Source organism: Azoarcus olearius, assembly GCF_001682385.1.
Classification (GTDB): Bacteria; Pseudomonadota; Gammaproteobacteria; order Burkholderiales; family Rhodocyclaceae; genus Azoarcus; species Azoarcus olearius.
Genome location: NZ_CP016210.1, coordinates 2,489,331 through 2,512,755, shown reverse-complemented (window position 1 = coordinate 2,512,755; position 23,425 = coordinate 2,489,331). Strand labels below are relative to the sequence as shown.

20 protein-coding genes are annotated in these 23,425 nt (G+C 69.8%); 1 reads left to right on the top strand and 19 read right to left on the bottom strand.

Annotation, left to right across the window (positions count from 1 at the left end; genetic code table 11):
• Positions 1-8 precede the first annotated feature (8 nt).
• The 19 genes from dqs_RS11595 to dqs_RS11505 all read right to left on the bottom strand — a co-directional run bounded on the left by dqs_RS11595 (position 9) and on the right by dqs_RS11505 (position 21,632).
• Entirely contained in the window at positions 9-1,712 is a 1,704-nt protein-coding gene (locus dqs_RS11595; protein ID WP_065340560.1) for a putative bifunctional diguanylate cyclase/phosphodiesterase, read from the bottom strand.
• Between the two features lie 152 nt (positions 1,713-1,864).
• The gene (locus dqs_RS11590; RefSeq protein WP_041643616.1) at positions 1,865-2,314 is read right to left on the bottom strand and encodes a YaiI/YqxD family protein; all 450 of its coding nucleotides are present in this window, start codon (positions 2,312-2,314) and stop codon (positions 1,865-1,867) included.
• 11 nt (positions 2,315-2,325) lie between these two features.
• Complete coding sequence (guaD, locus tag dqs_RS11585) at positions 2,326-3,621, bottom strand: guanine deaminase (RefSeq protein ID WP_065340559.1); 1,296 nt, start codon at positions 3,619-3,621, stop codon at positions 2,326-2,328.
• Between the two features lie 48 nt (positions 3,622-3,669).
• Positions 3,670-4,305: an energy-coupling factor ABC transporter ATP-binding protein gene (locus dqs_RS11580; protein ID WP_065340558.1), complete on the bottom strand. Its 636-nt coding sequence runs from the start codon at positions 4,303-4,305 to the stop codon at positions 3,670-3,672.
• 58 nt (positions 4,306-4,363) lie between these two features.
• Positions 4,364-5,053, bottom strand: coding sequence for a CbiQ family ECF transporter T component (locus dqs_RS11575; RefSeq protein WP_011765952.1), 690 nt, complete (start codon positions 5,051-5,053; stop codon positions 4,364-4,366).
• The gene (cbiM, locus tag dqs_RS11570; protein WP_065341715.1) at positions 5,050-5,676 is read right to left on the bottom strand and encodes a cobalt transporter CbiM; all 627 of its coding nucleotides are present in this window, start codon (positions 5,674-5,676) and stop codon (positions 5,050-5,052) included. The genes dqs_RS11575 and cbiM overlap by 4 nt, the downstream gene beginning before the upstream one ends.
• A gap of 2 nt (positions 5,677-5,678) precedes the next feature.
• Entirely contained in the window at positions 5,679-6,158 is a 480-nt protein-coding gene (locus dqs_RS11565; RefSeq protein ID WP_065340557.1) for a carboxypeptidase-like regulatory domain-containing protein, read from the bottom strand.
• The gene (locus dqs_RS11560; protein ID WP_065340556.1) at positions 6,155-6,886 is read right to left on the bottom strand and encodes a DUF4198 domain-containing protein; all 732 of its coding nucleotides are present in this window, start codon (positions 6,884-6,886) and stop codon (positions 6,155-6,157) included. Before dqs_RS11560 ends, dqs_RS11565 begins: the two co-directional genes overlap by 4 nt.
• Before the next feature lie 3 nt (positions 6,887-6,889).
• Entirely contained in the window at positions 6,890-8,926 is a 2,037-nt protein-coding gene (locus dqs_RS11555; RefSeq protein WP_065340555.1) for a TonB-dependent receptor, read from the bottom strand.
• 273 nt (positions 8,927-9,199) lie between these two features.
• On the bottom strand, positions 9,200-10,132 hold the full coding sequence (locus dqs_RS11550; RefSeq protein ID WP_011765947.1) for an ABC transporter permease: 933 nt from the start codon (positions 10,130-10,132) through the stop codon (positions 9,200-9,202).
• Between the two features lie 2 nt (positions 10,133-10,134).
• Complete coding sequence (locus dqs_RS11545) at positions 10,135-11,199, bottom strand: ABC transporter permease (RefSeq protein WP_065341714.1); 1,065 nt, start codon at positions 11,197-11,199, stop codon at positions 10,135-10,137.
• Positions 11,186-12,751 (bottom strand): ABC transporter ATP-binding protein, encoded by a 1,566-nt coding sequence (locus dqs_RS11540; protein ID WP_065340554.1) that lies wholly within the window; start codon positions 12,749-12,751, stop codon positions 11,186-11,188. The genes dqs_RS11545 and dqs_RS11540 overlap by 14 nt, the downstream gene beginning before the upstream one ends.
• The gene (gene xdhC, locus dqs_RS11535) at positions 12,748-13,842 is read right to left on the bottom strand and encodes a xanthine dehydrogenase accessory protein XdhC (RefSeq protein WP_065340553.1); all 1,095 of its coding nucleotides are present in this window, start codon (positions 13,840-13,842) and stop codon (positions 12,748-12,750) included. The genes dqs_RS11540 and xdhC overlap by 4 nt, the downstream gene beginning before the upstream one ends.
• 10 nt (positions 13,843-13,852) lie before the next feature.
• Positions 13,853-16,192: a xanthine dehydrogenase molybdopterin binding subunit gene (gene xdhB / locus dqs_RS11530; RefSeq protein WP_065340552.1), complete on the bottom strand. Its 2,340-nt coding sequence runs from the start codon at positions 16,190-16,192 to the stop codon at positions 13,853-13,855.
• Entirely contained in the window at positions 16,179-17,705 is a 1,527-nt protein-coding gene (gene xdhA / locus dqs_RS11525; protein ID WP_065340551.1) for a xanthine dehydrogenase small subunit, read from the bottom strand. The genes xdhB and xdhA overlap by 14 nt, the downstream gene beginning before the upstream one ends.
• Before the next feature lie 208 nt (positions 17,706-17,913).
• Positions 17,914-18,930: a quinone-dependent dihydroorotate dehydrogenase gene (locus dqs_RS11520; protein WP_065340550.1), complete on the bottom strand. Its 1,017-nt coding sequence runs from the start codon at positions 18,928-18,930 to the stop codon at positions 17,914-17,916.
• Positions 18,931-19,000: 70 nt separating this feature from the next.
• Positions 19,001-19,741, bottom strand: coding sequence for an arginyltransferase (locus tag dqs_RS11515; RefSeq protein WP_041642559.1), 741 nt, complete (start codon positions 19,739-19,741; stop codon positions 19,001-19,003).
• A gap of 59 nt (positions 19,742-19,800) precedes the next feature.
• On the bottom strand, positions 19,801-20,508 hold the full coding sequence (gene aat, locus dqs_RS11510; protein ID WP_065340549.1) for a leucyl/phenylalanyl-tRNA--protein transferase: 708 nt from the start codon (positions 20,506-20,508) through the stop codon (positions 19,801-19,803).
• Positions 20,508-21,632, bottom strand: coding sequence for an ABC transporter ATP-binding protein (locus dqs_RS11505; RefSeq protein WP_065340548.1), 1,125 nt, complete (start codon positions 21,630-21,632; stop codon positions 20,508-20,510). The genes aat and dqs_RS11505 overlap by 1 nt, the downstream gene beginning before the upstream one ends.
• 116 nt (positions 21,633-21,748) lie before the next feature.
• On the opposite strand from dqs_RS11505, the gene dqs_RS11500 reads away from it, so the two are divergent.
• On the top strand, positions 21,749-23,416 hold the full coding sequence (locus tag dqs_RS11500) for an ABC transporter permease (protein ID WP_065340547.1): 1,668 nt from the start codon (positions 21,749-21,751) through the stop codon (positions 23,414-23,416).
• The last annotated feature ends 9 nt before the right edge of the window (positions 23,417-23,425 follow it).

The window sequence follows — 23,425 nt, the reverse complement described above, 5'->3', positions numbered from 1 at the left end:
GGCGGCGGTCAGTCCGCCGCGCGTTCCTGGTCGTCGATGATCAGCATCTCGGCCTGCGAGGCGGTGACCGGTCGGGAATAGAGGTAGCCCTGACCATATTCGACGCCCAGCTCGCGCAGCAGGGCTTCCTGTTCCGGCAGCTCGACGCCTTCGCACACCACCGCCCGGCCCAGCTTGTGGGCCAGGTTGACGATGGTCTCGACGAAGCTGCGGTCGTCCGCGCGCTCGTGCATGTGCATCACGAAGGAGCGGTCCACCTTCAGCGCGTCGATCGGCAGCCGGTGCAGGTAGGACAGTGAGGAATAGCCGGTGCCGAAGTCGTCCAGCATCAGCGACAGCCGGGTGCGCTTGAGGGCTTCGAGCAGCTCGATCGCGCGCTGGGCGTCCTCCATCATCACGCTCTCGGTGATCTCGAGCTTGAGATGGCGCGCGGAAAGCCCGGTGTCGCGCAGGGTACGGCGGATTTCCGGCAGCAGCTGCGGATGCAGCAGCTGGCGCGCGGAGAGATTGACGCTGACGGTCAGCGCCGGCCGCCGCGGATATTCGAGCTGCCAGCGCCGCATCTGGGCGCAGGCTTCCTGCAGCATCCAGCGCCCGATGTGCACGATCAGGCCGTTGTCTTCTGCCAGCGGGATGAACTCGGCCGGCGAGATCAGGCCGCGATCCGGATGGTTCCAGCGCACGAGCGCCTCGAAACCCATCAGGCGGTTGTCCTTCAGGCGCACGATGGGCTGGTAGTAGGCCTCGAACTGGTGCTTCTCCAGCGCGCGCCGCAGGTCGAGTTCGAGGTCGAGGCGGCGCAGCGCTTCCTCGTGCATGCCGCGGTCGAACAGCACGTAGCCGCCGCCCCCGTGGGCCTTCGCACTGGCCATCGCCATGTCGGCGTCGCGCAGCATCAGGTCGGCCTCTTCGTACTGCTCGCCGCCGAGCGTGATGCCGGTGGACATGCTGGCGAACACTTCGTGTTCGTGCAGCTGGAAAGGCAGCACGAAGTTTTCCTGGATGCGCTTGACCACCCGCACCGGCGAACTCGCATCGCGGATGTCTTCGAGCAGGATGCCGAATTCGTCACCGCCGAGTCGCGCCACCATGTCGGTGGGGCGGGTGGAGCGGCGCAACAGGTTGGCCACCTCGATCAGCAGCAGGTCGCCGACCCGGTTGCCCAGGCTGTGGTTGATGACGCTGAAGCGGTCGATGCCGCAGTGGATGACCGCGAAGCGCAAGTCCTTGCGGCGCTGCGCGCGCAGCATGGTGTGGCAGACGCGGTCGAGGAACAGGCCGCGGTTGGGCAGGCCGGTGAGACCGTCGATGTAGACCTCGGGCAGCCGCGCTTCCAGCTCGGAGAGGTTGACCGCGGTTTCGTGCGCGGAGGCATAGAACAGGTGCTGGTCCACATCGTGGCTGACGTTCCAGGTCAGTCCCACGTAGCGCCCGTCGGCCTTGCGGCAGCGGCATGAGAAACGGACCGTGCTGAGCGCTTCGCCGATGTGGCCGAGGCGCTGCTCGACGTCGGCGCGGTCCAGTTCGTGCACCAGCTCGGTGAACCGACGCCAACGGAGGTCGGCCTGCGTGCCGAGCACCTCGCGCCAGGATTCGCTCATCATCTGGATGATCCAGTCCTCGTCCAGCACCATCAGCAAGGCCCCGGGCAAGCGGAAGAATGCGCTTTCCGAAGGCAGGGCCTGCGGCGGTTTGCGGTAGACCTGGATCATGAATGAAGCGTCTCGATCATCGTGTTCTCGTCGGCAGACGCGTCTGGCGGAGGGAGGGACGCCGGCTGCGGGCGCGATGTTAGCGTGGCCGGAGGCCCCTGCGCACTATGCGGCGCAGCATCTGCCGCTCGTCCGTGACGGACGGCGCAGAATCAGCGTGCGCGGGCGCGCAGCAGGCGGTCGAGCTGGTTGGCGAAGCGCTGCCGGTCGGCATGGCCGAAGGCGGCCGGACCGCCGGTTTCGACGCCGGTGCTGCGCAGCGTGTCCATGAAGTTGCGCATGTCGAGCAGCTCGCGGATGTTCTCCTTGCCATAGCGCTCGCCGCGCGGGCTGAGCGCCACCGCGCCACGCTCCACCACCTGCGCTGCCAGCGGGATATCGGCGGTTACGACGAGATCGCCGCCGGCCACCCGCTCGGCGATGTATTTGTCCGCCTCGTCGAAGCCGCCCGGCACCTGCACCATGCGGATGTGCGGCGCCGGCGGGATGCGCAGCGCCTGGTTGGCCACCAGCGTCAGCGCCAGGCCGGTGCGCTGCGCGGCGCGGAACAGGATGTCCTTGATCACCGCGGGGCAGGCGTCGGCATCCACCCACACCTGCATGCGCGGCTCGTTCAACGCGTCCATGCCGGCTCTCCGAGAATGTGGGTGGCGGCAATGCAGCGGTCGTCGCCGAGCATCATCAGCACGAACAGGCGTTCTGCCAGCGTGCCGGCAAGGGCGCGGCGCGCCAGCAGCGGCGTGGCGGCGGGGTCGAGCACAACGAAATCGGCCTCTTTGCCCGGTGCGAAATTGCCGATGCGGTGATCCAGGTACAGGCTGCGCGCCCCACCCAGGGTGGCGAGGTAGAAGGCGCGTTCGGGCGACAGGTGCTGCCCGTTGAGCTGCAGCACCTTGTAGGCCTCGCTCAGGGTCTGCAGCATCGAGAAGCTGGTGCCGCCGCCAACGTCGGTGCCGATGCCCACCCGCACGCCCTGGGCATGCGCGCGGTCGAGGTCGAACAGGCCGGAGCCGAGGAAGAGGTTGGAGGTCGGGCAGAAGCTGATCGCCGCGCCGGTGGCCGCCATGCGTGCGCGGTCGGCATCGTCCAGCCAGATGCAATGCGCGAACACCGTTCGCGGCCCGAGCTGGCCGAAGCCTTCATATACGTCCAGATAGCTGCGCGCGGTGGGGTAGAGCTGCGCCGCCCACGCCACCTCGCTGCGGTTTTCTGCCACGTGCGACTGCAGGTGGAGGTCCGGGTACTCGGCATAGAGCTGGCCGGCGAGCCGCATCTGCGCGTCGCTCGAGGTGGGCGCGAAACGCGGCGTGACGGCATAACCGAGGCGGCCGGTGCCGTGCCAGCGCTCGATCAGCGCCTTCGACTCGGCGTAACCGCCGTGCGCGGTGTCGCGCAGCGCGGGCGGGCAGTTGCGGTCCATCAGCACCTTGCCGGCGATCATCCGCATGCGGCGCGCGTGCGCCGCGCTGAAGAGCGCGTCCACCGAGGCGGGATGCACGGTGGCGAAGGCCAGCGCGGTGGTGGTGCCGTTGCGCAGCAATTCGTCGCAGAAAAAGGCGGCGACCTCCGCGGCGTGCGCCGGATCGGCAAAGCGCGCTTCCGCCGGAAAGGTGTAGCGCTCCAGCCACGCGAGCAGCTGTTCGCCGTGGCTGGCGATGATGTCGGTCTGGGCGTAGTGGACGTGGGTATCGACGAAGCCGGGCAGGATGAGCTTGCCGCGATGGTCGGTGACCGGCAGCTCGGGCGGCAGCGTTGCAAGCATGGCGGGCGCCGGCCCCAGCGCGGCGATGTGGCCGTGCTCGATCAGCAGCAGCCCGTCCGGAAAATGGACGAGCGCGTCGGGGCGGTCGGCGGGGTCCGCGAGGAAGTGCAGGATTTCGCCGCGGACGGCGTGCAGGGCGTGGGGCATCGGGCGGCAGCGGGCTGGAACAGCCCCGACTATAGCGCGCCCGGGGCGCTAGGCCGAAGGCCGCGCGGGGAGTTCGAGCACGCGCGTGGCGAGGGCCTCGATGCAGGCCGGGTCGTGCGAGGCGACGACCATGGGCAGGCCGGTTTGCGCCAGTGCCGCGAGCACGCGCGCGCTCGCATCGGCATCCAGGCCGTTGGTCGGCTCGTCGAGCAGCAGCACGCGCGGGGCCATCGCCAGCACCCCGGCCAGCGCCGCCAGCCGCTGCTCGCCGCCCGACAAGGCGTGCACCGGCCGCGCCGCGAGGTGGGCGATGTGGAGCGCTGCGAGCATGGCCTCCGCGCGCGCCGCGGCCTGGGTGGGTGCGAGGCCGAGGTTGAGCGGGCCGAAGGCGACGTCCTCGGCCACGGTGGGGCCGAAGAGCTGGTCGTCCGGGTCCTGGAACAACAGCCCGAGCGGGCCGCGCAGCGGGATGAAGTCGCGCTCGCACCGACGCGCCTCGCCAAATACCGCAAGCGTGCCCGCAGCCAGCGGGACGAAGCCGAGCAGCGCGTGCAGCAGCGTGGTCTTGCCCGCGCCGCTGGGGCCGAGCACGAAGAGCCGTTCGCCCGCGTCGAGGACGAGATCCAGGGCGGCGATCACCGTGCGGCCTTCGCGCGCCAGGTGCAGGCCGCGCCCTTCGATCAAGGGCCCGCTCAACGGTCTGCCCCGCCGCCGGGGTGACGAGGGCCGCTGCGTGCCCGCGTCACAACATCAACCACAGCAGGCAGCACGCGGTGGCGGCGCCTGCCGCATGACGCCACGCGGGCGCTGCAGCAGGAAGGGGGCGCGCGGGGGCGAAGCCGCGCGCCCGCAGCGCGAGTTCGACGCGCTCGGCGCGCAGGACCGCGTGCACCAGCACGAGGGCGACCTGCTGGGCAATCACCGCAGCGGAGCGCAGGTCCGCGCGCGGATGGAAGCCGCGCGCCCGCATTGCCAGGTCGATGCGCCGCCGGGTGTCGTCGAGTACCGCGAGGTGCCGCACCGTCATCGCGAGCAGGCGGGCCAGCCGGTCGGGTAGCCCCAGTCCCGCAGCGGCGCGGGCAAGCGCGAATGCGTCCATGCCGGCCAGCAGCGAAATGCAGGCCAGCGCCGCGGCCTCGGTGCGCAGGCTGATGCGCGCGGCCAGGTCCACGCCGGCCTCGGCGAGATGGATGCCGGCGGCATCGATCGACCATGGCAGCAGCAGCCACAGCATCGCGACGAAGGCGGTGACCGAACCCGCCCGGCGCAGCATGGCGGAGCGCAGCGCGGGTCGCCGCGCGAACACGGCAACGAAGGCGCATAGCGCGAGCACCGCGGCGGCACCCAGCAGGCCGATGGCGTTCAGCTGGCAGATCGCCACGCTCGCAAGCAGCGCGGCGGCGAGGCGGTAGCGGTCCATGCGCGCGTTCATGCCGCCCCCGCCGCCAGTGCGCGCGGCATCATCCGGCCCAGCAGCGCGACCGCGAACGCACCGATGACGGCATCGACCGCGAGCACCGGCAGGTGCGCCGCCACCAGCAGCGCGATGAGGTCGGCGAAGGCCCGGCCGCCCGCCAGGGCAAGCAGCAGGCTGGCGATGAGGATGGCGCCGCCGATGCCGACCAGCCCGCACGCGGCACCCGCCAGCATCAGGCGGCGCCGGCCCGGTCCGCCCGGCGCGCGCGACGCCACCAGGCCGCGCAGCAGGTAGTGGGCGGCGACCGCCGGCAGCGCCATGATCAGCAGGTTGGCGCCCAGCACCGTGAAGCCGCCGAACGAGAACAACGCCGCCTGCAGCAGCAGCGCGACGAAGAACACCGGAAACGCCGCCCAGCCGAGCAACAGCCCGGCGAGGCCGTTGAGGATGAGGTGCACGCTGCCGACGCCGACCGGGACATGGATGGTGCTGGCGACGAAAAAGGCCGCGCCGAGCAGGGCGGCCAGCGGCAGGCGCGCGTCGTCCAGGCGTCGCAGGCCGAGGCCGACGCCCATGGCGGCCACAGCGGCGCTGCCGAGCAGTGCGGGCGCGGAGAGCACGCCTTCTGCCAGATGCATGGTCAGCCCCTCCTGCGCGCGGAAACCCACGCCGCGATGCCGGCGAGGCCGACGATGTAGCCGATGCCGCCGATGATGTCCTGCATCCGCAGGCGGTGTTCGAGCCGGGCAATGTCCTCGCGCAGCAGGCCCAGCGCGGCCACGGAGGCCTCGTCGCGCGCCGGAGCGAGGGGTTCGGCGATCACTTCCACGCGGTGGCCTTCCTCGCCTTCGGCGACCACCCGCAGGCGTTTGCCTGCCGGCGCGGGGAGACGGAAACGGCCCTCGGCATCGCTGTTGCCTTCGGTCACCATCGTGCCGTCGCCCTGCGCGAGGCTGGCCGACACATAGATGCCGGCGGCCGGCGTGTCGTCGGTATAGGCGACGCGGCCGACCAGCTGGGCGCCTTCGCCCTGGGCGGTCAGTGTCAGGCCGTGGGCATGGGCCGCGGAGGCCGCGCCCAGCGCGAAGGCGAGGAGCAGGGGGGCGGTGGCGTGCTTCATCGGGCAGAGAACACCAGGCTGTACTCGATGCTCAGCTCGGTCAGCCGCGGGTCGTTGCTTACTGCCTGCCGGCGCCCGGCCCACAGGCGGTTGATCCCGGCACGCGGCGTGAGGGTTGCGATGCCCTTGTCGTCACTGATGGCGTCGGCGCCTTCTTCGCCGAACGCCACCCGGATGCCCGGCGCCGGCTTGCCGTCGATCAGCACCTCCAGCTGCAGCGGCTGACCGGCGCGGGCCGGCGTGGCCGCGAGCGGGCGCAGCTCGAAGGGCTGGCCGAGGGCGCGGGTGGCCTGCTCGCCCCACTGCACGATGGTTTTGTGAAACTTGATCGCATGCACCGCCGAGCGCGCCCCCGCCACCTCGTTCATCGGCTTGTTGATGCTCTTGCCGTTCGCGGTCTTGCTCCAGTAGCCATTGTCATAGCTGGCGGTGAGCAGTACCGGCGCGCCGGCGGCACGTACCCGCACGCCCTCGGCGCCGTCTTCGCGCTGCACTGCGAGCGGCGCGCCGGCGGCGTCGTAGGCATGGACCGCGCCGAGCTTTTCGGCGGGATAGCTTTCGAGCTTGTCCGCATGACCGCCGAAGCGCACGAGGTAGTCGCCGGCGCGCGCGGAATCGGCCTCCAGCCAGACGGTGTGGGCGGCGGCGGGGCCGGCAAGGGCGGCGCACAGCAGCGCGGCGAGGGCGGCGAGACCGGAACGGCGGACGGGCGAGGACGGAGAAGGCATGGATCAGAAACTCAGTTGGGCGCCGACGCGCAGCGTGCGCGGAGCGGCGGTGGCGTAGCCCACCGTGGAAACGGCGGTGGCGTATTCGCGGTTGGCGACGTTGTCGATGGTGGCGTACAGCGTGTAGGCGCCGGCGCCCGGGAAGGTGTAGGCGGCGCCGAGGTCGAACACGCTGTAGCCGCCGTAGGTTTGCGTGTTGTCCTGCGTTACCGCGAACGAGCCGACCCGGCGCCAGGTGACGGTGCCGCGCCAGCCGGGCGCCGGGCGCCAGTTCGCTTCCACCGTGGCGGTGTAGCGCGGCACCGCGGTGACGCGCTTGCCTTCCAGGCTGCTGTTGGGGTTCTCCAGTACCTTGCTGTGCGCGCTGGCCCAGTTCAGCGACAGGTCGAAACGGTCTGCCGGCGCCCACAGCGCCGAGACTTCCACGCCGGTGCGACGCGTGCTGCCCGCGTTGATGTATTCGTTGGCGACGCTGTCGTAGTTGATCTCGTCGGACGAGCGCAGGTGATAGGCGGCCAGGTCCAGCACGAGTTGCGAAGACAGCCTGACGTTGGCCCCCAACTCCGTCTGCCGGAACACGTTGGGATCGACGTGGCGGGCGCCCAGCGAATACTTCGCCATGTCGTTGGCGAGCGCGAAGCCCTCGGTCCAGCTCGCACGCAACTCCACGCCATCGGCGACCTGAGAACGCACGCCCAGCTTGGGGCTCAAGTGCTCCACCGCGTCCATCCGCGCGCAGGGCTGGGCGCTGGTCTCGGCGCCGCGCCGGTCGCAGTCGCCGGTAAAACGGTCCCAACGCAAGCCGATCGACGGTTTGAACAACCGGAGCGCATCGAGTGCGGCTTCGCCGAACACGGCCAGGTTGTCGAGCTTGAAGCGGCGGTCGAACTCGGCGGTGCCGATGCGGCGGCGGAACCGGGTGTTCTCGTACTTGAGGTAATCGGTGGTCTCGGAGGAGGTCTCGACGCCGCCGACCCAGCTCAGTTGCCCGGCGGCGCCCAGGTGGTGGTGGCCGTTGAGGTTGAACCCCGCGCCGAGCACGTCGCGCTCGTAGGTTTCCTCGCGCTGGCGCCAGCTGGGTGCGGCGGCGCCCCCGCGGCTGAACCAGCGGGTGAAGTCCTGCCGGGTCGCGTAGGCGAAGCTCAGCAGCTTGAGTTCGGGCGCCAACTGGTAGTTGAGGTCGGTGCGCAGCGTGTAGAAGCCTTTTTCAGCGCCGTCGTTCTGGGTGCGCGGGTCCTTGCCGTAGGGGTCGTCCTTGAACTGGGCGCGGGTGAGGTAGCCGGGGTTGTCGGCCTTGGCCTCGTGTGCGCGCGCGGACACGGCGACTTCAAGGTCGGACGTGGCCTGGACTGCCCAGCGTCCCGCCAGCGTGCTGCGCTCGCCCGCGGACTGGTCGCGAAAACCGTCGCTGCGGTAGTGCTGGGCGGCCAGGTTGAGTTGCTGGTTGCCGCCGAACCCGGCACCGAGCGCCGCCTGCAGGTCGACGGTGCCGTAGCTGCCGAGGCTGAGGTCGAGGTCGCGGTAGGCGCCACCCTTGCGCGTTTGCAGCGTGACGGTGCCGGCGCGGTTGTAGTTGCCGTACAGCGCAGAAACCGGACCGCGCAGCACGGTCATGCGCTCGAGTTCCAGCGGCACGATCACGTTGAGGTCGGCGTAACCGTCGGCGTGCGACATCGCCTCGTTGAGCGGAATGCCGTCGATGACGAAGCCGATGTCGCCGCCGTGTCCGCCGTTGCCGAAGCCGCGCAGCGCAACCTGGTCCGCCACGCCGGGCAGCCCGTAGCCGGTGAGGTTCATGCCCGGCACCAGGCGGAACAGGTCCTGCGGGCGCGCCACCCGGCGGTCGCGGATATCGTCGTGTTCGAGCCGGGTGGCGGAGTAGGCCGCGCCGGTGCCGTGCAGCGCCTCGCCCTTCACCTCGACCGCCTGCAGCTCGGTTGCGCCGTCCTCGTGGGCGAGCGCGGGCAGGGACGCGGCCGCGGCGAGCAGAAGGGCGAGCGGATGCGGACGGGTGGCAAGTGAAAGTGCGGGGCGAAGCATGGATGGAGGTCGGGCACGAGCGGGGGTATGGCTGTATGAAAAATTCTAGCAAAGTTCATACCGACGCCGCCGCCGTGTGCCCGACCGGATGGATCTCGCGCCGGGGCGGACAGATGTCTGCGTTCAGTCACGGGATTCGTCGTCCGGGTACCGCCTCGGCCGGCGGGTGCGCAGGGTTGCGGCGAGCACTGGCCTGCAAAGCAGGTTTTCACCCGTTTGATCGGACTGGTTGCGGCTGTACCGCTATGTCGGCCGGTCAGCGTGTCAACGCGGTCAGCGTTCCGGCCGGTAGGGTTTGCCGAGCGAGAGCGGGGCATGCAGACGGGCCGTGGCCCGGTTGCGGGAGATCGCCACCAGCACCACGATGGTCGCCCAGTAGGGCAGCGAGGACAGCAGCTGGGACGGAAAGTCGATCTGCAGGCCGGAGCCCTGGATAAAGAGCTGGGTGACCATGACGCCGCCGAACAGATAGGCACCGAGCAGTACCCGCAGCGGACGCCAGCTGGCGAACACGACCAGCGCGAGCGCAATCCAGCCGCGCCCCGCGACCATGCCTTCAACCCACATCGGCGTGTGGAACACGGACAGGAACGCGCCGCCCAGGCCCGCCATCGCGCCACCGAAAACCACCGCCAGGTAGCGCACGCGCTGCACCGGATGGCCGATGGCATGCGCGACCGCGGGCGACTCACCCACCGCGCGCAGCACCAGACCGGGGCGGCTGCGGTACAGGAACCACACGATGCACCAGAACAAGGCCCACGACAGGTAGACCAGCGCCTGCTGGTTGTAGAACGCCTCGCCGATCAGCGGAAGGTCCGCGAGGAAGGGGATGCGGATCGGCGGCACCGCCGGCAGCGCCAGCGACTCGTAGGGCTTGCCGGCGAAGGCGGCGAGGCCGACGCCGAAGATCGCCAACGCCAGCCCGGAGGCCACCTGGTTGGCCTGCAGCGTGATCACCAGCAGGCCGAACAGCAGCGCCAGCGCCGCGCCGGCGAGCATGCCGGCGCCCACGCCGAGCGCGGCGCTGCCGCTTGCATGAGTGGCGACGAAGGCCGCCACCGCGCCGACCGCCATCATTCCCTCGGCGCCGAGATTGAGGATGCCGGCACGTTCGTTCACCAGCAGCCCGAGCGCAACGAGCACCAGCGGTGTGCCGGCCACCACGGTGGCGAACAGGATCGGGGCCAGGGTCGCGCCGTCCATCGTCAGCCAGTCCGGCGCCCGAGCCGCAGGCGGTAGTGGATCAGCACGTCGGCGCCGAGCAGGAAGAACAGCAGCAGGCCCTGGAAGACCAGCGCGATCGAATTCGGCAGGTTCATGTACTGCTGCACCTGCTCGCCACCGATGTAGAGCAGCGCCATCAGCAGACTGGCGAGGGCGATGCCCACCGCGTGCAGGCGGCCGACGAAGGCGACGATGATTGCGGCGAAACCGTAGCCGGAGCCGACCTTGTCGGTGAGCTGGCCGAGCGGCCCGGCGACTTCGCCCATGCCGGCAAGGCCGGCCGTGGCGCCGCCGGCGAGCAGGCCGATCCACACCGCCCGCGCGCGCGAAAAACCCGCATAGCGCGCCGCGGCCGGCGCCTCGCCCGCCACCTGCAGCCGAAAGCCGAGATAGCTGCGGTTCATCAGGACGTGGCCCGCCACGAGTGCGCTCAGCGCAAACAGCAATCCCACGTGCAGGCGCGTGCCTTCGATCAGCGGCGGAAGCAGCGCGTGGTCGCCGAACATCGCGCTCTGCGGAAAGTTGAAGCCCTGCGGGTCCTTCCACGGCCCGAATACCAGCCAGGACACGAACAGTTGGGCGATATAGACCAGCATCAGCGAGACGAGGATCTCGCTGGCCTCGTAGCGGGTGCGCAGCCAGGCGGGAATCGCCGCCCAGCCCGCCCCCGCGGCGGCGCCGGCCAGCACCATGGCGGGCAGCACCAGCGCGCTGTCGCTGTCCTGGAAGTACAGCGCCACGCCGCTGGCGCCGACCGCGCCGAGCAGAAACTGGCCTTCCGCGCCGATGTTCCAGACGTTTGCGCGAAAGCCGATCGCCAGCCCAAGCGCGCACAGCATCAGCGGCGTGGCTTTCAACAGCAGTTCCGAGATGCCGTAGAGGTCCTTCAGCGGGCTCAGCAGAAAGAGCCGCAGACCCTCGCCCGGGTCCTTGCCGAGCAGCGCGAACAGCGCGGCGCCGGTGACCAGCGTCAGCACGATCGCGATCAGCGGCGACACATAGCGCATTGCCGGCGACGCGGTGGCGCGGGCCTCAAGCCGCAGCATGGCGCCCCCCGCCGGCAACGGGGCCGGGGTCGGCGCCCGGCCACAGGCCGCTCATCCACAGCCCTACTTCCTCCATCGAGGTGTCGCGCACCAGCCGCAGCGGGGACAGCCGGCCTTGCGCGATCACCGCAATGCGGTCGCTGATCTCGAACAGTTCTTCCAGCTCTTCCGAAATCACGAGGACCGCGCAGCCCTGCCGGCGCAGGTCGATCAGTGCCTGGCGGATGAAGGCGGCGGCGCCGACGTCCACGCCCCAGGTCGGCTGGGCACACACCAGCAGGGCCGGTGCCTGCAGGATCTCGCGGCCGATGATGAACTTCTGCAGGTTGCCGCCCGACAGCGAGGCCGCCGGCGCCGCCGGACCGCTGCACTTGACCGCGAAGTGCTCGATGCAGCGCTGCGCGAAGGCCCGGGTGGCGCCGAAGCGGCGCAGGCCGGCCCGCACCAGGACCTGCGAGCGCGCCGCGGTCAGCAGCGCATTGTCAGCCAGCGAGAGCGCCGGCACCGCGCCGCGCCCCAGCCGCTCTTCGGGCACGAAGCACAGGCCGAGCGCGCGCCGCGCTGCCGCGCCGAGGCGCCCGGCTTCCACGCCCATGATCTGCACCGGATGCTTCTCGGCGAGTGCTTCCTCGCCCGAAATGGCGCGCAGCAGTTCCTGCTGGCCGTTGCCGGATACCCCGGCGATGCCGACGATTTCGCCGCCACGCACATCGAGGTGGATGTCGCGCAGGTCGGTGCCGAAAGGCTCGACCGCCGCGTGCGACAGCCCGGCAAGCCGCAACCGCACGGGACCATCCAGCACTGCCGGCGGATGAGCGCAGCGCGGCAGCTCGCGGCCTATCATCAGGCGCGCCAGCGACGCGGGCGTCTCCTCCGCCGGCCGGCAGTGCCCGACCACGCGCCCGCCGCGCAGGACGGTCGCGCTGTCGCACAGGCTGCGGATTTCCTCGAGCTTGTGGCTGATGTAGAGAATCGAGCAACCCTCGGCCGCCAACTGACGCAGGCTGGCGAACAGCGTCTGCACCGCCTGCGGCGTCAGCACCGAGGTCGGTTCGTCCAGGATCAGCAGGCGCGGTGTCTGCAGCAGGCAGCGCACGATCTCGACGCGCTGGCGTTCGCCCACCGACAGCGCGTGCACCGGGCGCCGTGGGTCCACCGGCAGGCCGTAGCGCTGCGCCACCGCTTCGATCCGTGCCGCAAGCGCACGCCTACCGATGGGCTCGGGCATTGTCAGCGCCACGTTCTGCGCCACCGTCAGCGTTTCGAACAGCGAGAAGTGCTGGAACACCATGCCGATGCCGAGCGCACGCGCCGTGGCCGGGCTGGTGATGGACACGGGCTGACCTTCCCAGCGGATCTCGCCCGCGTCCGGCTGGACCACGCCGTGGATGATCTTCATCAGGGTCGATTTGCCGGCGCCGTTTTCGCCCAGCACGGCGTGGATTTCGCCCGCTGCGACGCGGAGGTCGATGCCGTCATTGGCGATCACGCCGGGGTAGGCCTTGGTGATGCCGGCAAGTTCCAGCCGTGTGGAAGGCTGGACGACGGTCATGCGCAGTTCTCGACGTTCGCGCCGGTCGTGCATGCGACCGGCGGCACGCCTGCTGACGGAGGCGTCGACCTTGTGCGGAGCGTGAGCAACTGGGCGGCGATCGCAATGGCGATGACCTCCGGTTCCTTGCCGATCACGCCGGTGTCGCCCACCGGGCAGGTCAGGCGCGCCAACTGCTCGGCGCTGTAGCCGCGGTCGCGCAGCCGGTGCTCGAAGCTGGCGCGTTTGGTACGCGAGCCGATCAGCCCGAGGAAGCGGAAGTCGCCGCGGTCGAGCCAGGCACGGACGAGGGCGAGGTCGAGCGCGTGGCTGTGCGTCATCACCAGCGCCGCGGTGCCCGCGGGCAGCATTGCTAGCGCGTCGTCCGGCTCGTCGTACTGCAGGCAGCGCACGTTGGGCGGAACCTGGGCGGGGAACGCGCCCTCGCGCGGGTCGATCCAGCTGACCGCCACCGGCAGCCGCCCGAGCACCTCGATCAGCGCGGTGCCGACGTGACCGGCGCCGAACAGCGCGATGTGGAGTGCGGGGCTGCGCACGCTTTCCACGCTGTAGCGGGGGGCGCCGGTGCCCGGCACGAGCGTCGCGTTGTCGTCGGCCGAGCACAGCAGGGCCGCGACCGCATTGGCGAGGTCGGCGGGCAGTGCATTCTGCAGCGCGTGCGCCGGCACCACGCTTACGCGGCTGTGGTGAAGGTCGAGGATGCGTATCCAGTCTTCGCCCTGCGCCTCCAGCTGGCCGGCAGCGGCCAGCCATTCGGCCTGCGCCGGCCGCACCAGATCGAGCGCCAGGTCCACCATGCCGCCGCAGCATTGGCCGAGGCTGGCGCCAAGGATCAGGCGCTGGTGCCGCGCGGCGGGCGCACGCCCGGGGTTGCCGGCGGCGTCGCGGAGCATTTCGCGCGCGAGTTCGATCGCGCGCAGTTCGAGGTGGCCGCCGCCGATGGTGCCGCTCGTCGCGTTTTCATCGACCAGCATCCGCGCGCCCGGCCCGCGTGGCACCGAACCGCGTGTCGCCGCCACGCTCACCCACACCGCGGGGTGGCCGGCGTCGAGCTGGCGGTGCAGGGCGGCGAGCAGATCGGCGGTCCGCATCGGTGGGCCTTCAGACGCCTGCGGCCTGGCGGGCGGCGTCCACCGCGCGGAGGATTTCCTCCGCGGTGGCGGGCGCGTCGAGCCGGGGCGTGACGCGGTAGTCCGCCGCGGCGGCCACGGCGTCCTTGATCGCGTACCAGACCGACAGCGCCAGCATGAAGGGCGGCTCGCCCACGGCCTTGGAGCGGAAGATCGCGTCCTCGCTGTTGTGGCCGTCTTCCCACAGGCGCACGTTGAACACCGGCGGCAGGTCCGACACCGCGGGAATCTTGTAGGTGGATGGCGCGTGGGTCAGCAGCCGGCCTGAAGCGTCCCAGCGCAGGGCTTCCATCGTCAGCCAGCCCATGCCCTGGATGAAGCCGCCTTCCACCTGGCCGAGGTCGATCGCCGGATTCAGCGAGCGGCCGGCGTCGTGCAGGATGTCGACGCGCAATACACGCGATTCGCCGGTGAGGGTGTCGATGGCGACTTCGCTGCAGGCCACGCCGTAGGCGTAGTAGTAGAACGGCCGCCCGGAAAGGGTCGCGCGGTCGTAGGAGATCTTGGGGGTGCGGTAGAAGCCGGTGGCCGACAGCGACACCCGCGCCATCCACGCCGCGTGGGCGAGTTCGGCAAAGCTGAGGCTGGCGGTGCCGGCGTGGACACGGTTGGCGCGGAACACCACCTCGTCCTCGCGCACGCCGAACCGGGCCGCGGCGAATCCGGCGAGGCGTGCCTTGATCTTGCGCGCGGCATCCTGCGCCGCCTTGCCGTTGAGGTCCGCGCCGCTGGAGGCGGCGGTGGCGGAGGCATTGGGTACGCGCGAGGTGTCCGATGCGGTGACGCGGATGCGGTCGAGGTCGATCTGCAGCTCTTCGGCCACCACCTGCGCCACCTTGGTGAACAGGCCCTGGCCCATTTCGGTGCCGCCGTGGTTGAGCAGCACGGTGCCGTCGGTATAGACGTGGAGCAGGGCGCCCGCCTGGTTGAGGTGGGTGGCGGTGAAGGAGATGCCGAACTTCACCGGCGTCAGCGCGATGCCCTTCTTGATGACCGGGCTGGCGCCGTTCCACGCGCGCAGCGCCGCGCGCCGGGCGGCGTAGTCGCACTCGGCTTCGAGCGTGGCGGTGAGCGTGTGGATGACGTTGTCGGTGATCGTCTGGCCGTAGTGCGTGGTGTTGCGCGCGTCGGTGCCGTAGTAGTTGAGTTTGCGCACTTCCAGCGGGTCGCGCCCGAGGTGGCGGGCGATGGCGTCGATCACCTCTTCGATGCCGAACATGCCCTGAGGACCGCCGAATCCGCGAAAGGCGGTGTTGGACACCGTGTGCGTCTTGCAGCGGTGCGACTCGATCGTCACGTCGCCGAGGTAGTAGGCGTTGTCGGCGTGGAACATCGCGCGGTCGGCGATGGCGCCGGTGAGGTCGGCCGAGTAGCCGGCGCGGCAGCCGTGCATGAAACGCACGCCGAGGATGAGGCCGTCATCGTCGAAGCCGGCTTCCCAGTCGATGCGGAAATCGTGGCGCTTGCCGGTCAGCGCCATGTCGTCGTCGCGGTCAAGTCGCAGCTTGACCGGGTGGCCGGTGTGCCACGCGGCGATTGCGGCGATCGCGGCGATCTGCCCGGGCTGGCTCTCCTTGCCGCCGAAGCCGCCGCCCATGCGCCGGCATTCGATCACCACGTCCTTGGCGTCGACGCCCAGCGCGTGCGCAACCTGCAGCTGTACCTCGCCCGGATGCTGGCTGGAGGAATGCACGTGCAGCGTGCGGTCTTCGCGCGGGATCGCGTAGGCGATGTGGGTTTCGAGATAGAAGTGGTCCTGCCCGCCCAGCCGCACGCTGCCGGCGAGACGGTGCGGCGCCGCGCCGATCGCGGCATCGGCGTCGCCGCGGCGCAGCGTCGCGTCGGGCAGCACGGTGCTGCCGGCCGCGAGCGCCTCGTCGGTGGTCAGCAACGCGGGCAGGTCTTCGTACTCCACCCGCGCCAGACGGGCCGCCATCCGGGCCGCGCGCATGTCGTGCGCCACTACCACGAACAGGGCCTGGCCGTGGAACTGCACCTCGTCGGAGGCAAAGATCGGATCGTCGTGGATGACCGGGCCGAAGTCGTTGAGGCCGGGGACGTCGGCCGCCGTATAGACCGCGACCACGCCCGGCGCGGAACGGACCGGGGCGAGGTCGAGGGCGAGGACGCGGGCATGAGCGCGCTGCGACAGTCCGAGCGCGGCATGCAGGGTGCCACGCAGTTCAGGCAGGTCGTCGATGTAGCTGGCGCAGCCGGTCACGTGCAGGTGGGCCGAGTCGTGCGTCTGCGCGGTGCCGACCCCGCCGCGGATGGCCGCCGCATCGACTGTTCCCAGCTCAGATGGATGCATGTCCCGCGTCTCCCAGGTCGGCAAGGCTGGAGGCGGCCCGCGCCCCTCCGCTTGTTTCGAGTTGCAGGCGCGTCAGCAGGTTCTGCGCGACCCGCATCCGGTACTCGGCCGACGCGCGCACGTCGCTGAGCGGGGTGAAGTCCTGCTGCAGCGCGCGGCGGGCGTCGGCCAGCGCGGCGGCATCGAAGGGACGCCCGAGCAGCGCCGCCTCGGCGGCGTAGGCCCGGCGCGGCGTGGCCGCCATGCCGCCGTAGGCGAGCCGTACCCGTGTGATGCGCCCGTCTTCGTACTGCAGCGCAAAGCCGGCAAATACCGCGGAGATGTCCTGGTCGTGCCGACGCGACACTTTCCAGGCGCGGAAGTGGACGTCGCCGGCGGCACGGGGTAGCGGAATGCGGACCGCCTCGACGAACTCGCCGGCCGCCAGCGCCTTCTGCTGATAGCCGAGATAGAGGTCTTCGAGCGCCAGCCGGCGCTGCTGGCCGGCGCGGTGCAGCACGACTTCGGCCCCGAGCGCGATCAGCGCCGGCATGCTGTCGCCGATCGGACTGCCGTTGGCGATGTTGCCGCACAGGGTGCCGGCGTTGCGGATGGGCAGCGAGGCGAAGCGGCGGTGAAGCCCGGCGGCATCCGGATAGTGCGCGACGAGCGCGCGGAAGGCGTCCTCGAGCCGGACCGCGGCGCCGATTTCGAGCGCACCGTCGTGCTGGCGGATGGCGGCCAGCTCTCGCACCCGGCCGAGATGCAGCAGCAGCGGCAAGGGGCGAAAGTGCTTGGTGATCCACAGCCCGATGTCGGTGCCGCCGGCGAGCACGGTCGCGTCGGGGTTGTCCGCGTAGCAGTTTGCGAAGCTGGCCAGCGTACGCGGCGCGAGATAGCGCCCCTGCGCGTGGGCCAGCACCAGGTCGGCCTCGCCATCCAGGGCCTGCAGGCGGGCGTACAGGGCGGCTTCCCCCGCTGTGCGGTCGGCATCCTCAGCCGGCGCGGGCAAGGCGTACATCCGCTGCGCCGCATCGACGATGGGGCGGTAGCCGGTGCAGCGGCACAGGTTGCCCGACAGCGCGTCGGTGACGGCGTCATCGTCCGCACGGGACTGGTTGCGGTAGAGCGCGAACAGGGACATCACGAAGCCCGGCGTGCAGAAACCGCACTGCGAGGCATGGCAGTCGATCATGGCCTGCTGGGCGGGATGCAGTGTGCCGTCAGGTCCGCGCAGACTTTCTACCGTGTAGAGCGCCTTGCCGTGCAGCGTGGCGAGCAACTGGATACAGGCATTGACGCTACGCCAGGCGATCCGCCCCTCCACCGCCTCTGCGACGACGACGGTACACGCGCCGCAATCGCCCTCGGCGCAACCCTCCTTGGTGCCGCAGCGGCCGCGCGATTCGCGCAACCACGCCAGCAGCGTGGTGGTGGGCGCGAAACCGCTGCACTGCACCTCCTCACCGTCGAGGAGGAAGCGGACGGTGTGGTCGGGGGAGAGGGTGGGCGGCGGGGCGGGTTGACGGCCCATACGGGCTCCGTGGGCGATCGGGATGCGGATCAATGTAGCGAGGCGATCGCGCCGCTGTCAACCATACACATTATGCAAGATACTGAAAGAAAAGATGTTTTTGCGCCGGTTTGGTGCGCGGGCCGGCGCGGATGCACGGCCTTGGGGCCCGCCGGCGAAAACCATCTGCGGTGCCCGCCGTGGAATATGCCGGCAGGGGCGGAACGTCTTAACGCGGGAAGTCCGCGGTGGCGCGCACGCACTCCCGCACCAGGTAGGGACCGCGGTAGATGAGGCCGCTGTACAGCTGCACCAGACTCGCACCGGCTTCGAGCTTGGCGCGCGCGCTGCGGGCGTCCATGACGCCGCCTGCGGCGATGATCGGCAGTTCGCCGCCCAGCGCCGTCGCCAGCTGCGCGACGACGGCGGTCGAGGCCTCGAACACCGGGGCGCCGGACAGGCCGCCCTGCTGTTCCGCGAAGCGCACGCCCTGCACCTTGTCGCGTGAAATCGTCGTGTTGGTGGCGATCACGGCGTCGATGCGGTGACGGCGCAGCGCGTCGGCGATATTGGTGATCTGCGCTGCTTCCAGATCGGGGGCGATCTTCAGCGTCAGCGGCACGTAGCGGCCGTGCTGATCGGCGAGGCGTTGCTGGGCCGACTTGAGGCGGCCGAGCAGGTCGTCGAGTTCGGATTCGCCCTGCAACTGGCGCAGGTTCTTGGTGTTCGGCGAGGAGATATTGACCGTGACGTAGCTTGCCAGCGGATAAACCTTGTCGAGGCAGGCGAGGTAGTCATCGGCGGCGTTCTCGATCGGCGTGTCGAAGTTCTTGCCGATGTTGATGCCGAGCACGCCCTTGAAGCGCGCTGCCTTGACGTTGGCCACCAGCGTATCGACGCCGTGGTTGTTGAAGCCCATGCGGTTGATGATGCCGCGCACTTCCGGCAGGCGGAACAGCCGCGGGCGCGGGTTGCCCGGCTGCGGGCGCGGGGTGATGGTGCCGATTTCGATGAAACCGAAGCCCAGCCGGGCGAGACCGTCGATGGCCTCACCGTTCTTGTCGAGGCCGGCGGCGAGTCCGATGCGGTTGGGAAAGTCGATTCCCATCACGCGCACCGCGTCAGCGGCTTCCGGTTTGCCGGCGGGCAGCGTGCGGCCGGCGAGGTTGAGGGCGGCGAGGGTGAACTCGTGGGCGGTTTCCGCGTCGAGCGAAAACAGGAAGGGGCGGGCGATGTCGTAGAGCATCGCGGGATTGTAGCGTTTCGACCCCGCGTGGTCGAAGGCGGGGCAGGCGGAAAGCCGCGCGGGCGTCGCGTCAGGCGTCGGGCGGTGCGATTTGCGGTTCGAGCGGCTGCCAGCGCCCGTCGGTATAGCCCTCGAGCGGGCGGAAGCGCGCCTTGTAGGCCATCTTGCGGCTCTCCTCGATCCAGTAGCCGAGATAGAGATAGGGCAGCTTCAGCCGGCGGCACGCCTCCACCTGCCAGAGCACGCCAAAGGTGCCGAACGCGCTGCGCGAGGTGTCCGGCTCGAAGAAGGTGTAGACGCTGGACAGGCCGTCAGTGAGGCGGTCGATGACGCTGACCATGCGCAGCAGGCCGTTCTCGCGGAACTCGACCAGTCGCGTATCGACATGGCTCTGGAGCAGGAAATGCGCGTATTGCTCGCGGTTGTCCTGGTCCATGCCGCCGCCGGCGTGGCGCGAGGACTGATAGCGCTGGTAGAGGGTGTAGTGTTCCTCGGAGAACAGCAGCGGTTGCTCGGCCACTTCGAGGTCCGCGTGGCGCGACCACGCGCGGCGCTGGCTGCGGTCGGGCTGGAAGCGCTGGACCGGAATACGCACCGGCACGCAGGCGCTGCAGTGGTCGCAGTGGGGCCGGTAGGTGAACACGCCGCTGCGACGAAAACCGCGGCGGACGAGTTCACTATAGACCTGGGGATCGATGAGGTGGCCGGGGGTGGCCACCTGCGAGCGCGCCATGCGTTCGGGCAGGTAGGAGCAGGCGTACGGTGCCGTGGCGTAAAACTGGATCAGGGCGTAGGGGTAGTCCTTCTGCATCGTCGTGCGCCTGCGTGCGTGATTGCCTGCTCGCTCCAGTTGAGTCGCCGGACGGCGCGTCAGTTCCAGTCGAATTCGGCGGCAGTCGTTCCGCTCCATTTCGCGGGCGGCGGTCCTTCCGCCGTCCACCGTTCTAGGCCCGCGCAGAACTCGCGCCGGGCGATTTCGTGAGCCCCCATGGAGAGCAGGTGGGGCGTAGTCATCTGGCAATCTATCACGCCAAAATCGCGCTGCTCAAGGAAGCGGGCGAGGTGGGCGAGGGCGACCTTGGAAGCGTCGCTGACGCGGCTGAACATGGATTCGCCGAAGAAGGCGCGCCCCAGTGCCATGCCGTAGAGGCCTCCGACCAGGCGGCCGTCGAGCCATGACTCCACACTGTGGGCGTAGCCCAGTTCGTGCATCCGCAGATAGGCGGCGCGGATTTCCGGGGTGATCCAGGTGCCGCCGCCGGGTTCGCGCGGGGCGGCGCATTCTTCGATGACGCGTGCAAAGGCGGTGTCGAAGCGCACTTCGAAGCGTCGCGCGCGCAGCACCTTGCGCAGCGAGCGCGTGATGCGGATCTGGGCCGGTTGCAGCACCAGGCGTGGGTCCGGGCTCCACCACAGGATGGGTTCGCCGTCGCTGTACCACGGAAAGATGCCGCGCCGGTAGGCCGCGAGCAGCCATTCGGGCGTCAGCCGGCCGCCGGCGGCGAGCAAGCCGTTGGGCTCGGTCAGGGCGCGTTCAACAGGCGGAAACGCCGGGCGGTCGGTCAGCCACGGGATCATTACGAAAGCTGGACCAGCGCGGGCTCCGGGACCTGCTGCGGCGGGGCGGCTTCGTCCTCGTCGTCGGTATGGAAGGTGACGACGTGGTCCGCCGCGAGCCGGATGCCGATGCGTTCGCCCAGGGCGTGATTGTGGTGGCTTGGAACGAGCGACAGCACACGTGCCCCGCTGCCCAGCCTCAGCGTGTAGAGGATGTCGGCGCCGCGGAAGGCCTTGTGCACCACCTCGGCCTTCAGCGGGCTGACGTCATCGTGCACCACGTCGTCCGGGCGCAGCAGCACGTCGACCCGGCAGCTGCGGGTGCAGCCGCCACAGCCGCTGCTGCACTCGACCGGCAACGCGCTATTGAGCGTGCCGAGTTCGACCTGCACCTGGCGGTCGTTGAGGACAGTGCCTTGCAGGAAAACCCCCTGGCCGATGAAGTCCGCCACGAAGCGGTTGGCCGGCCGGTGGTAGAGGTTGTACGGCGTGTCCCACTGCTGGATGTGCCCTTGGTGGACGATGCCGATTTCGTCCGCGACGGCAAAGGCCTCGTGCTGGTCGTGGGTGACCAGGATGGCGGTGGTGCGGGTGGCCTTGATGATGTCGCGGACTTCGTACGAGAGCCGCTCGCGCAGTTCGACGTCGAGGTTGGAGAAAGGCTCGTCGAGCAGCAGCAGGCTGGGACGGGGCGCCAGCGCGCGGGCGAGGGCAACACGCTGTTGCTGGCCGCCGGACATTTCATGCGGGAATTTCTCACCCTGGCCCGCGAGGCCGACCAACCCGAGCAACTCCTCGACACGGGCGCGCTTGGCTTCGGCGCGTTCGCCATGCAGACCGAAGGCAATGTTGCCGGCGATGGTGAGATGGGGAAACAGCGCGTAGTCCTGGAACACCATGCCGATGCGGCGGCGTTCGGGCGGAAGATGGAAGTCGCGCCGGCTTACCACGGCGCCGTCCAGCCGGATTTCCCCTCCGGCCACCGGCTCGAAGCCCGCGATGCTGCGCAGCACGGTGGTCTTGCCGCAGCCCGAGGGGCCGAGCAGACAGCCGATGCTGCCCTGTTCGAGACGGAGCGAAAGCCCCCGTACGATCTGGTGCTTGCCGTAGGCGAGGTCGATGCCGGCGAGTTCGAGGTGGGCCATGGTCAGGAGCTATGCGGTTTGGCCGATTATTGCACTGCGGTGAATCAAATGCGATCAATTATAATTTGCGCCGCAAACCGCGCGGAATGGTCCCGCGGATACTTCCCGGGAGCATGATGGAACTCAGCGCAGGTTTTGCGCGCGTTGGCCGGCGCTGGTCCGCGCTGACGGTGGTCGCGCTGGTGATTGCCTTCCTGGTGGCGGCCCCCGTGCTGTCGGTGTTTTCCAATGTGTTCATGGGCGGCACGTCCGGAACCTGGAGCCACCTCGCCGCCACGGTCCTTCCGGAGTTTCTCGCCAATACGCTCGTGTTGTGCGTCGCGGTGGGGCTGGGCGTGGCGTCGATCGGCGTGACTACCGCCTGGCTGACCACCATGCACGATTTCCCCGGGCGCCGCTTCTACGACTGGGGGCTGATCCTGCCGCTGGCCGTGCCCGCCTACGTCATGGGCTATGTCTACACCGACTTCCTGCAGTTTGTCGGCCCGGTGCAGGGCTGGCTGCGCGAAACCTTCGGCTGGCGCCGCGGCGACTACTGGTTTCCGGACGTGCGCACCGTCGGCGGCGCGGCGGCGATGTTCATGTTCGTCCTCTATCCCTATGTATACATGCTGGCGCGGGCGGCCTTCCTCGAGCGGGCGGGCGGCATGCTCGAAGCGGGGCGTTCGCTCGGCCTGGGACCTTGGGGCTGCTTTCTGCGGGTGTCGCTGCCGCTGGCGCGGCCGGCACTGGTGGCGGGCACGGCACTTGCGTTGATGGAAACGCTGGCCGACTTCGGCACGGTGTCCTACTTCGGCGTGCAGACCTTCACGACCGGCATCTATCGTGCGTGGTTCTCGCTTGGCGACCGCATCGCGGCGGCCCAGCTCTCGGCAGCGCTGCTTGCGTTCGTGGTAGCGGTGCTGGCGCTGGAGCGCGCGAGCCGCGGGCGTGCGCGCTTCAACAACACCTCGCGCAACCTCGGTTCGCCCAACCGGCAGCCGCTGTCGCGCGGGGCGGGCCTTGTGGCCTCGGTCGCCTGTTTCATGCCCTTGTTCCTCGGCTTCCTGCTGCCTGCCGGCCTGCTGTTGCGGATGGCCCTCGTGGAAGGCGATGCGCAGTTTGGCGGCCGTTTCCTGCACCTGGCGCGCAACAGCTTCAGCCTTGCGGCACTGACCGCGGTCATCGCGGTGCTGCTTGCGCTGGTGCTGGCCTACGCCGCGCGGCTGGCGCGCAGCCGGCTGCCGCTGGTGCTCAACCGCATCGTTGGCCTGGGCTACGCGGTCCCGGGCTCGGTGATTGCGGTGGGGGTGCTGATTCCGGTGACGCGGCTGGACAACTGGCTGGCTGCGGGCTGGGAGTCGGCTTTCGGAGTCAATCCCGGCCTCGTGCTCACCGGCGGTGTGGCTGCGCTGGTGTATGCCTACCTCGGGCGCTTTCTCACGGTGGCGCTGCACACGGTGGAATCCAGCCTGGGGAAGATCACGCCCAGCATGGACGATGCGGCGCGCAGTCTCGGCTTCGGCAAGTGGCCTACGTTGCGCAAGGTGCACATCCCTATCCTGCGCGGCAGCCTGCTCACCGCCGCCTTGCTCGTGTTCGTCGATGTGATGAAGGAACTGCCGGCCACGCTGGTAATGAGGCCGTTCAACTTCGACACGCTGGCGACCCAGGCTTACACGCTTGCTGCCGACGAGCGCCTGGCTGAGGCGTCGACCGCGGCGCTTACGATCGTGGCGGTCGGCTTGTTGCCGATGTTCGTGATCTCGCGCCAGATCGTGAAGGGGCGCCGCGTCGAGACATGAAAAAGGGCC

Coding starts and splice junctions, on each gene's coding strand:
- dqs_RS11555 (WP_065340555.1), bottom strand. CDS start 8,926: ATGCTTCGCCCCGCACTTTCACTTGCCACCCGTCCGCATCCGCTCGCC.
- dqs_RS11500 (WP_065340547.1), top strand. CDS start 21,749: ATGGAACTCAGCGCAGGTTTTGCGCGCGTTGGCCGGCGCTGGTCCGCG.
- xdhC (WP_065340553.1), bottom strand. CDS start 13,842: ATGCGGACCGCCGATCTGCTCGCCGCCCTGCACCGCCAGCTCGACGCC.
- xdhB (WP_065340552.1), bottom strand. CDS start 16,192: ATGCATCCATCTGAGCTGGGAACAGTCGATGCGGCGGCCATCCGCGGC.
- xdhA (WP_065340551.1), bottom strand. CDS start 17,705: ATGGGCCGTCAACCCGCCCCGCCGCCCACCCTCTCCCCCGACCACACC.
- cbiM (WP_065341715.1), bottom strand. CDS start 5,676: ATGCATCTGGCAGAAGGCGTGCTCTCCGCGCCCGCACTGCTCGGCAGC.
- guaD (WP_065340559.1), bottom strand. CDS start 3,621: ATGCCCCACGCCCTGCACGCCGTCCGCGGCGAAATCCTGCACTTCCTC.
- dqs_RS11565 (WP_065340557.1), bottom strand. CDS start 6,158: ATGAAGCACGCCACCGCCCCCCTGCTCCTCGCCTTCGCGCTGGGCGCG.
- dqs_RS11575 (WP_011765952.1), bottom strand. CDS start 5,053: ATGAACGCGCGCATGGACCGCTACCGCCTCGCCGCCGCGCTGCTTGCG.
- dqs_RS11595 (WP_065340560.1), bottom strand. CDS start 1,712: ATGATCCAGGTCTACCGCAAACCGCCGCAGGCCCTGCCTTCGGAAAGC.
- dqs_RS11550 (WP_011765947.1), bottom strand. CDS start 10,132: ATGGACGGCGCGACCCTGGCCCCGATCCTGTTCGCCACCGTGGTGGCC.
- dqs_RS11515 (WP_041642559.1), bottom strand. CDS start 19,741: ATGCAGAAGGACTACCCCTACGCCCTGATCCAGTTTTACGCCACGGCA.
- aat (WP_065340549.1), bottom strand. CDS start 20,508: ATGATCCCGTGGCTGACCGACCGCCCGGCGTTTCCGCCTGTTGAACGC.
- dqs_RS11520 (WP_065340550.1), bottom strand. CDS start 18,930: ATGCTCTACGACATCGCCCGCCCCTTCCTGTTTTCGCTCGACGCGGAA.
- dqs_RS11545 (WP_065341714.1), bottom strand. CDS start 11,199: ATGCTGCGGCTTGAGGCCCGCGCCACCGCGTCGCCGGCAATGCGCTAT.
- dqs_RS11590 (WP_041643616.1), bottom strand. CDS start 2,314: ATGCAGGTGTGGGTGGATGCCGACGCCTGCCCCGCGGTGATCAAGGAC.
- dqs_RS11540 (WP_065340554.1), bottom strand. CDS start 12,751: ATGACCGTCGTCCAGCCTTCCACACGGCTGGAACTTGCCGGCATCACC.
- dqs_RS11560 (WP_065340556.1), bottom strand. CDS start 6,886: ATGCCTTCTCCGTCCTCGCCCGTCCGCCGTTCCGGTCTCGCCGCCCTC.
- dqs_RS11505 (WP_065340548.1), bottom strand. CDS start 21,632: ATGGCCCACCTCGAACTCGCCGGCATCGACCTCGCCTACGGCAAGCAC.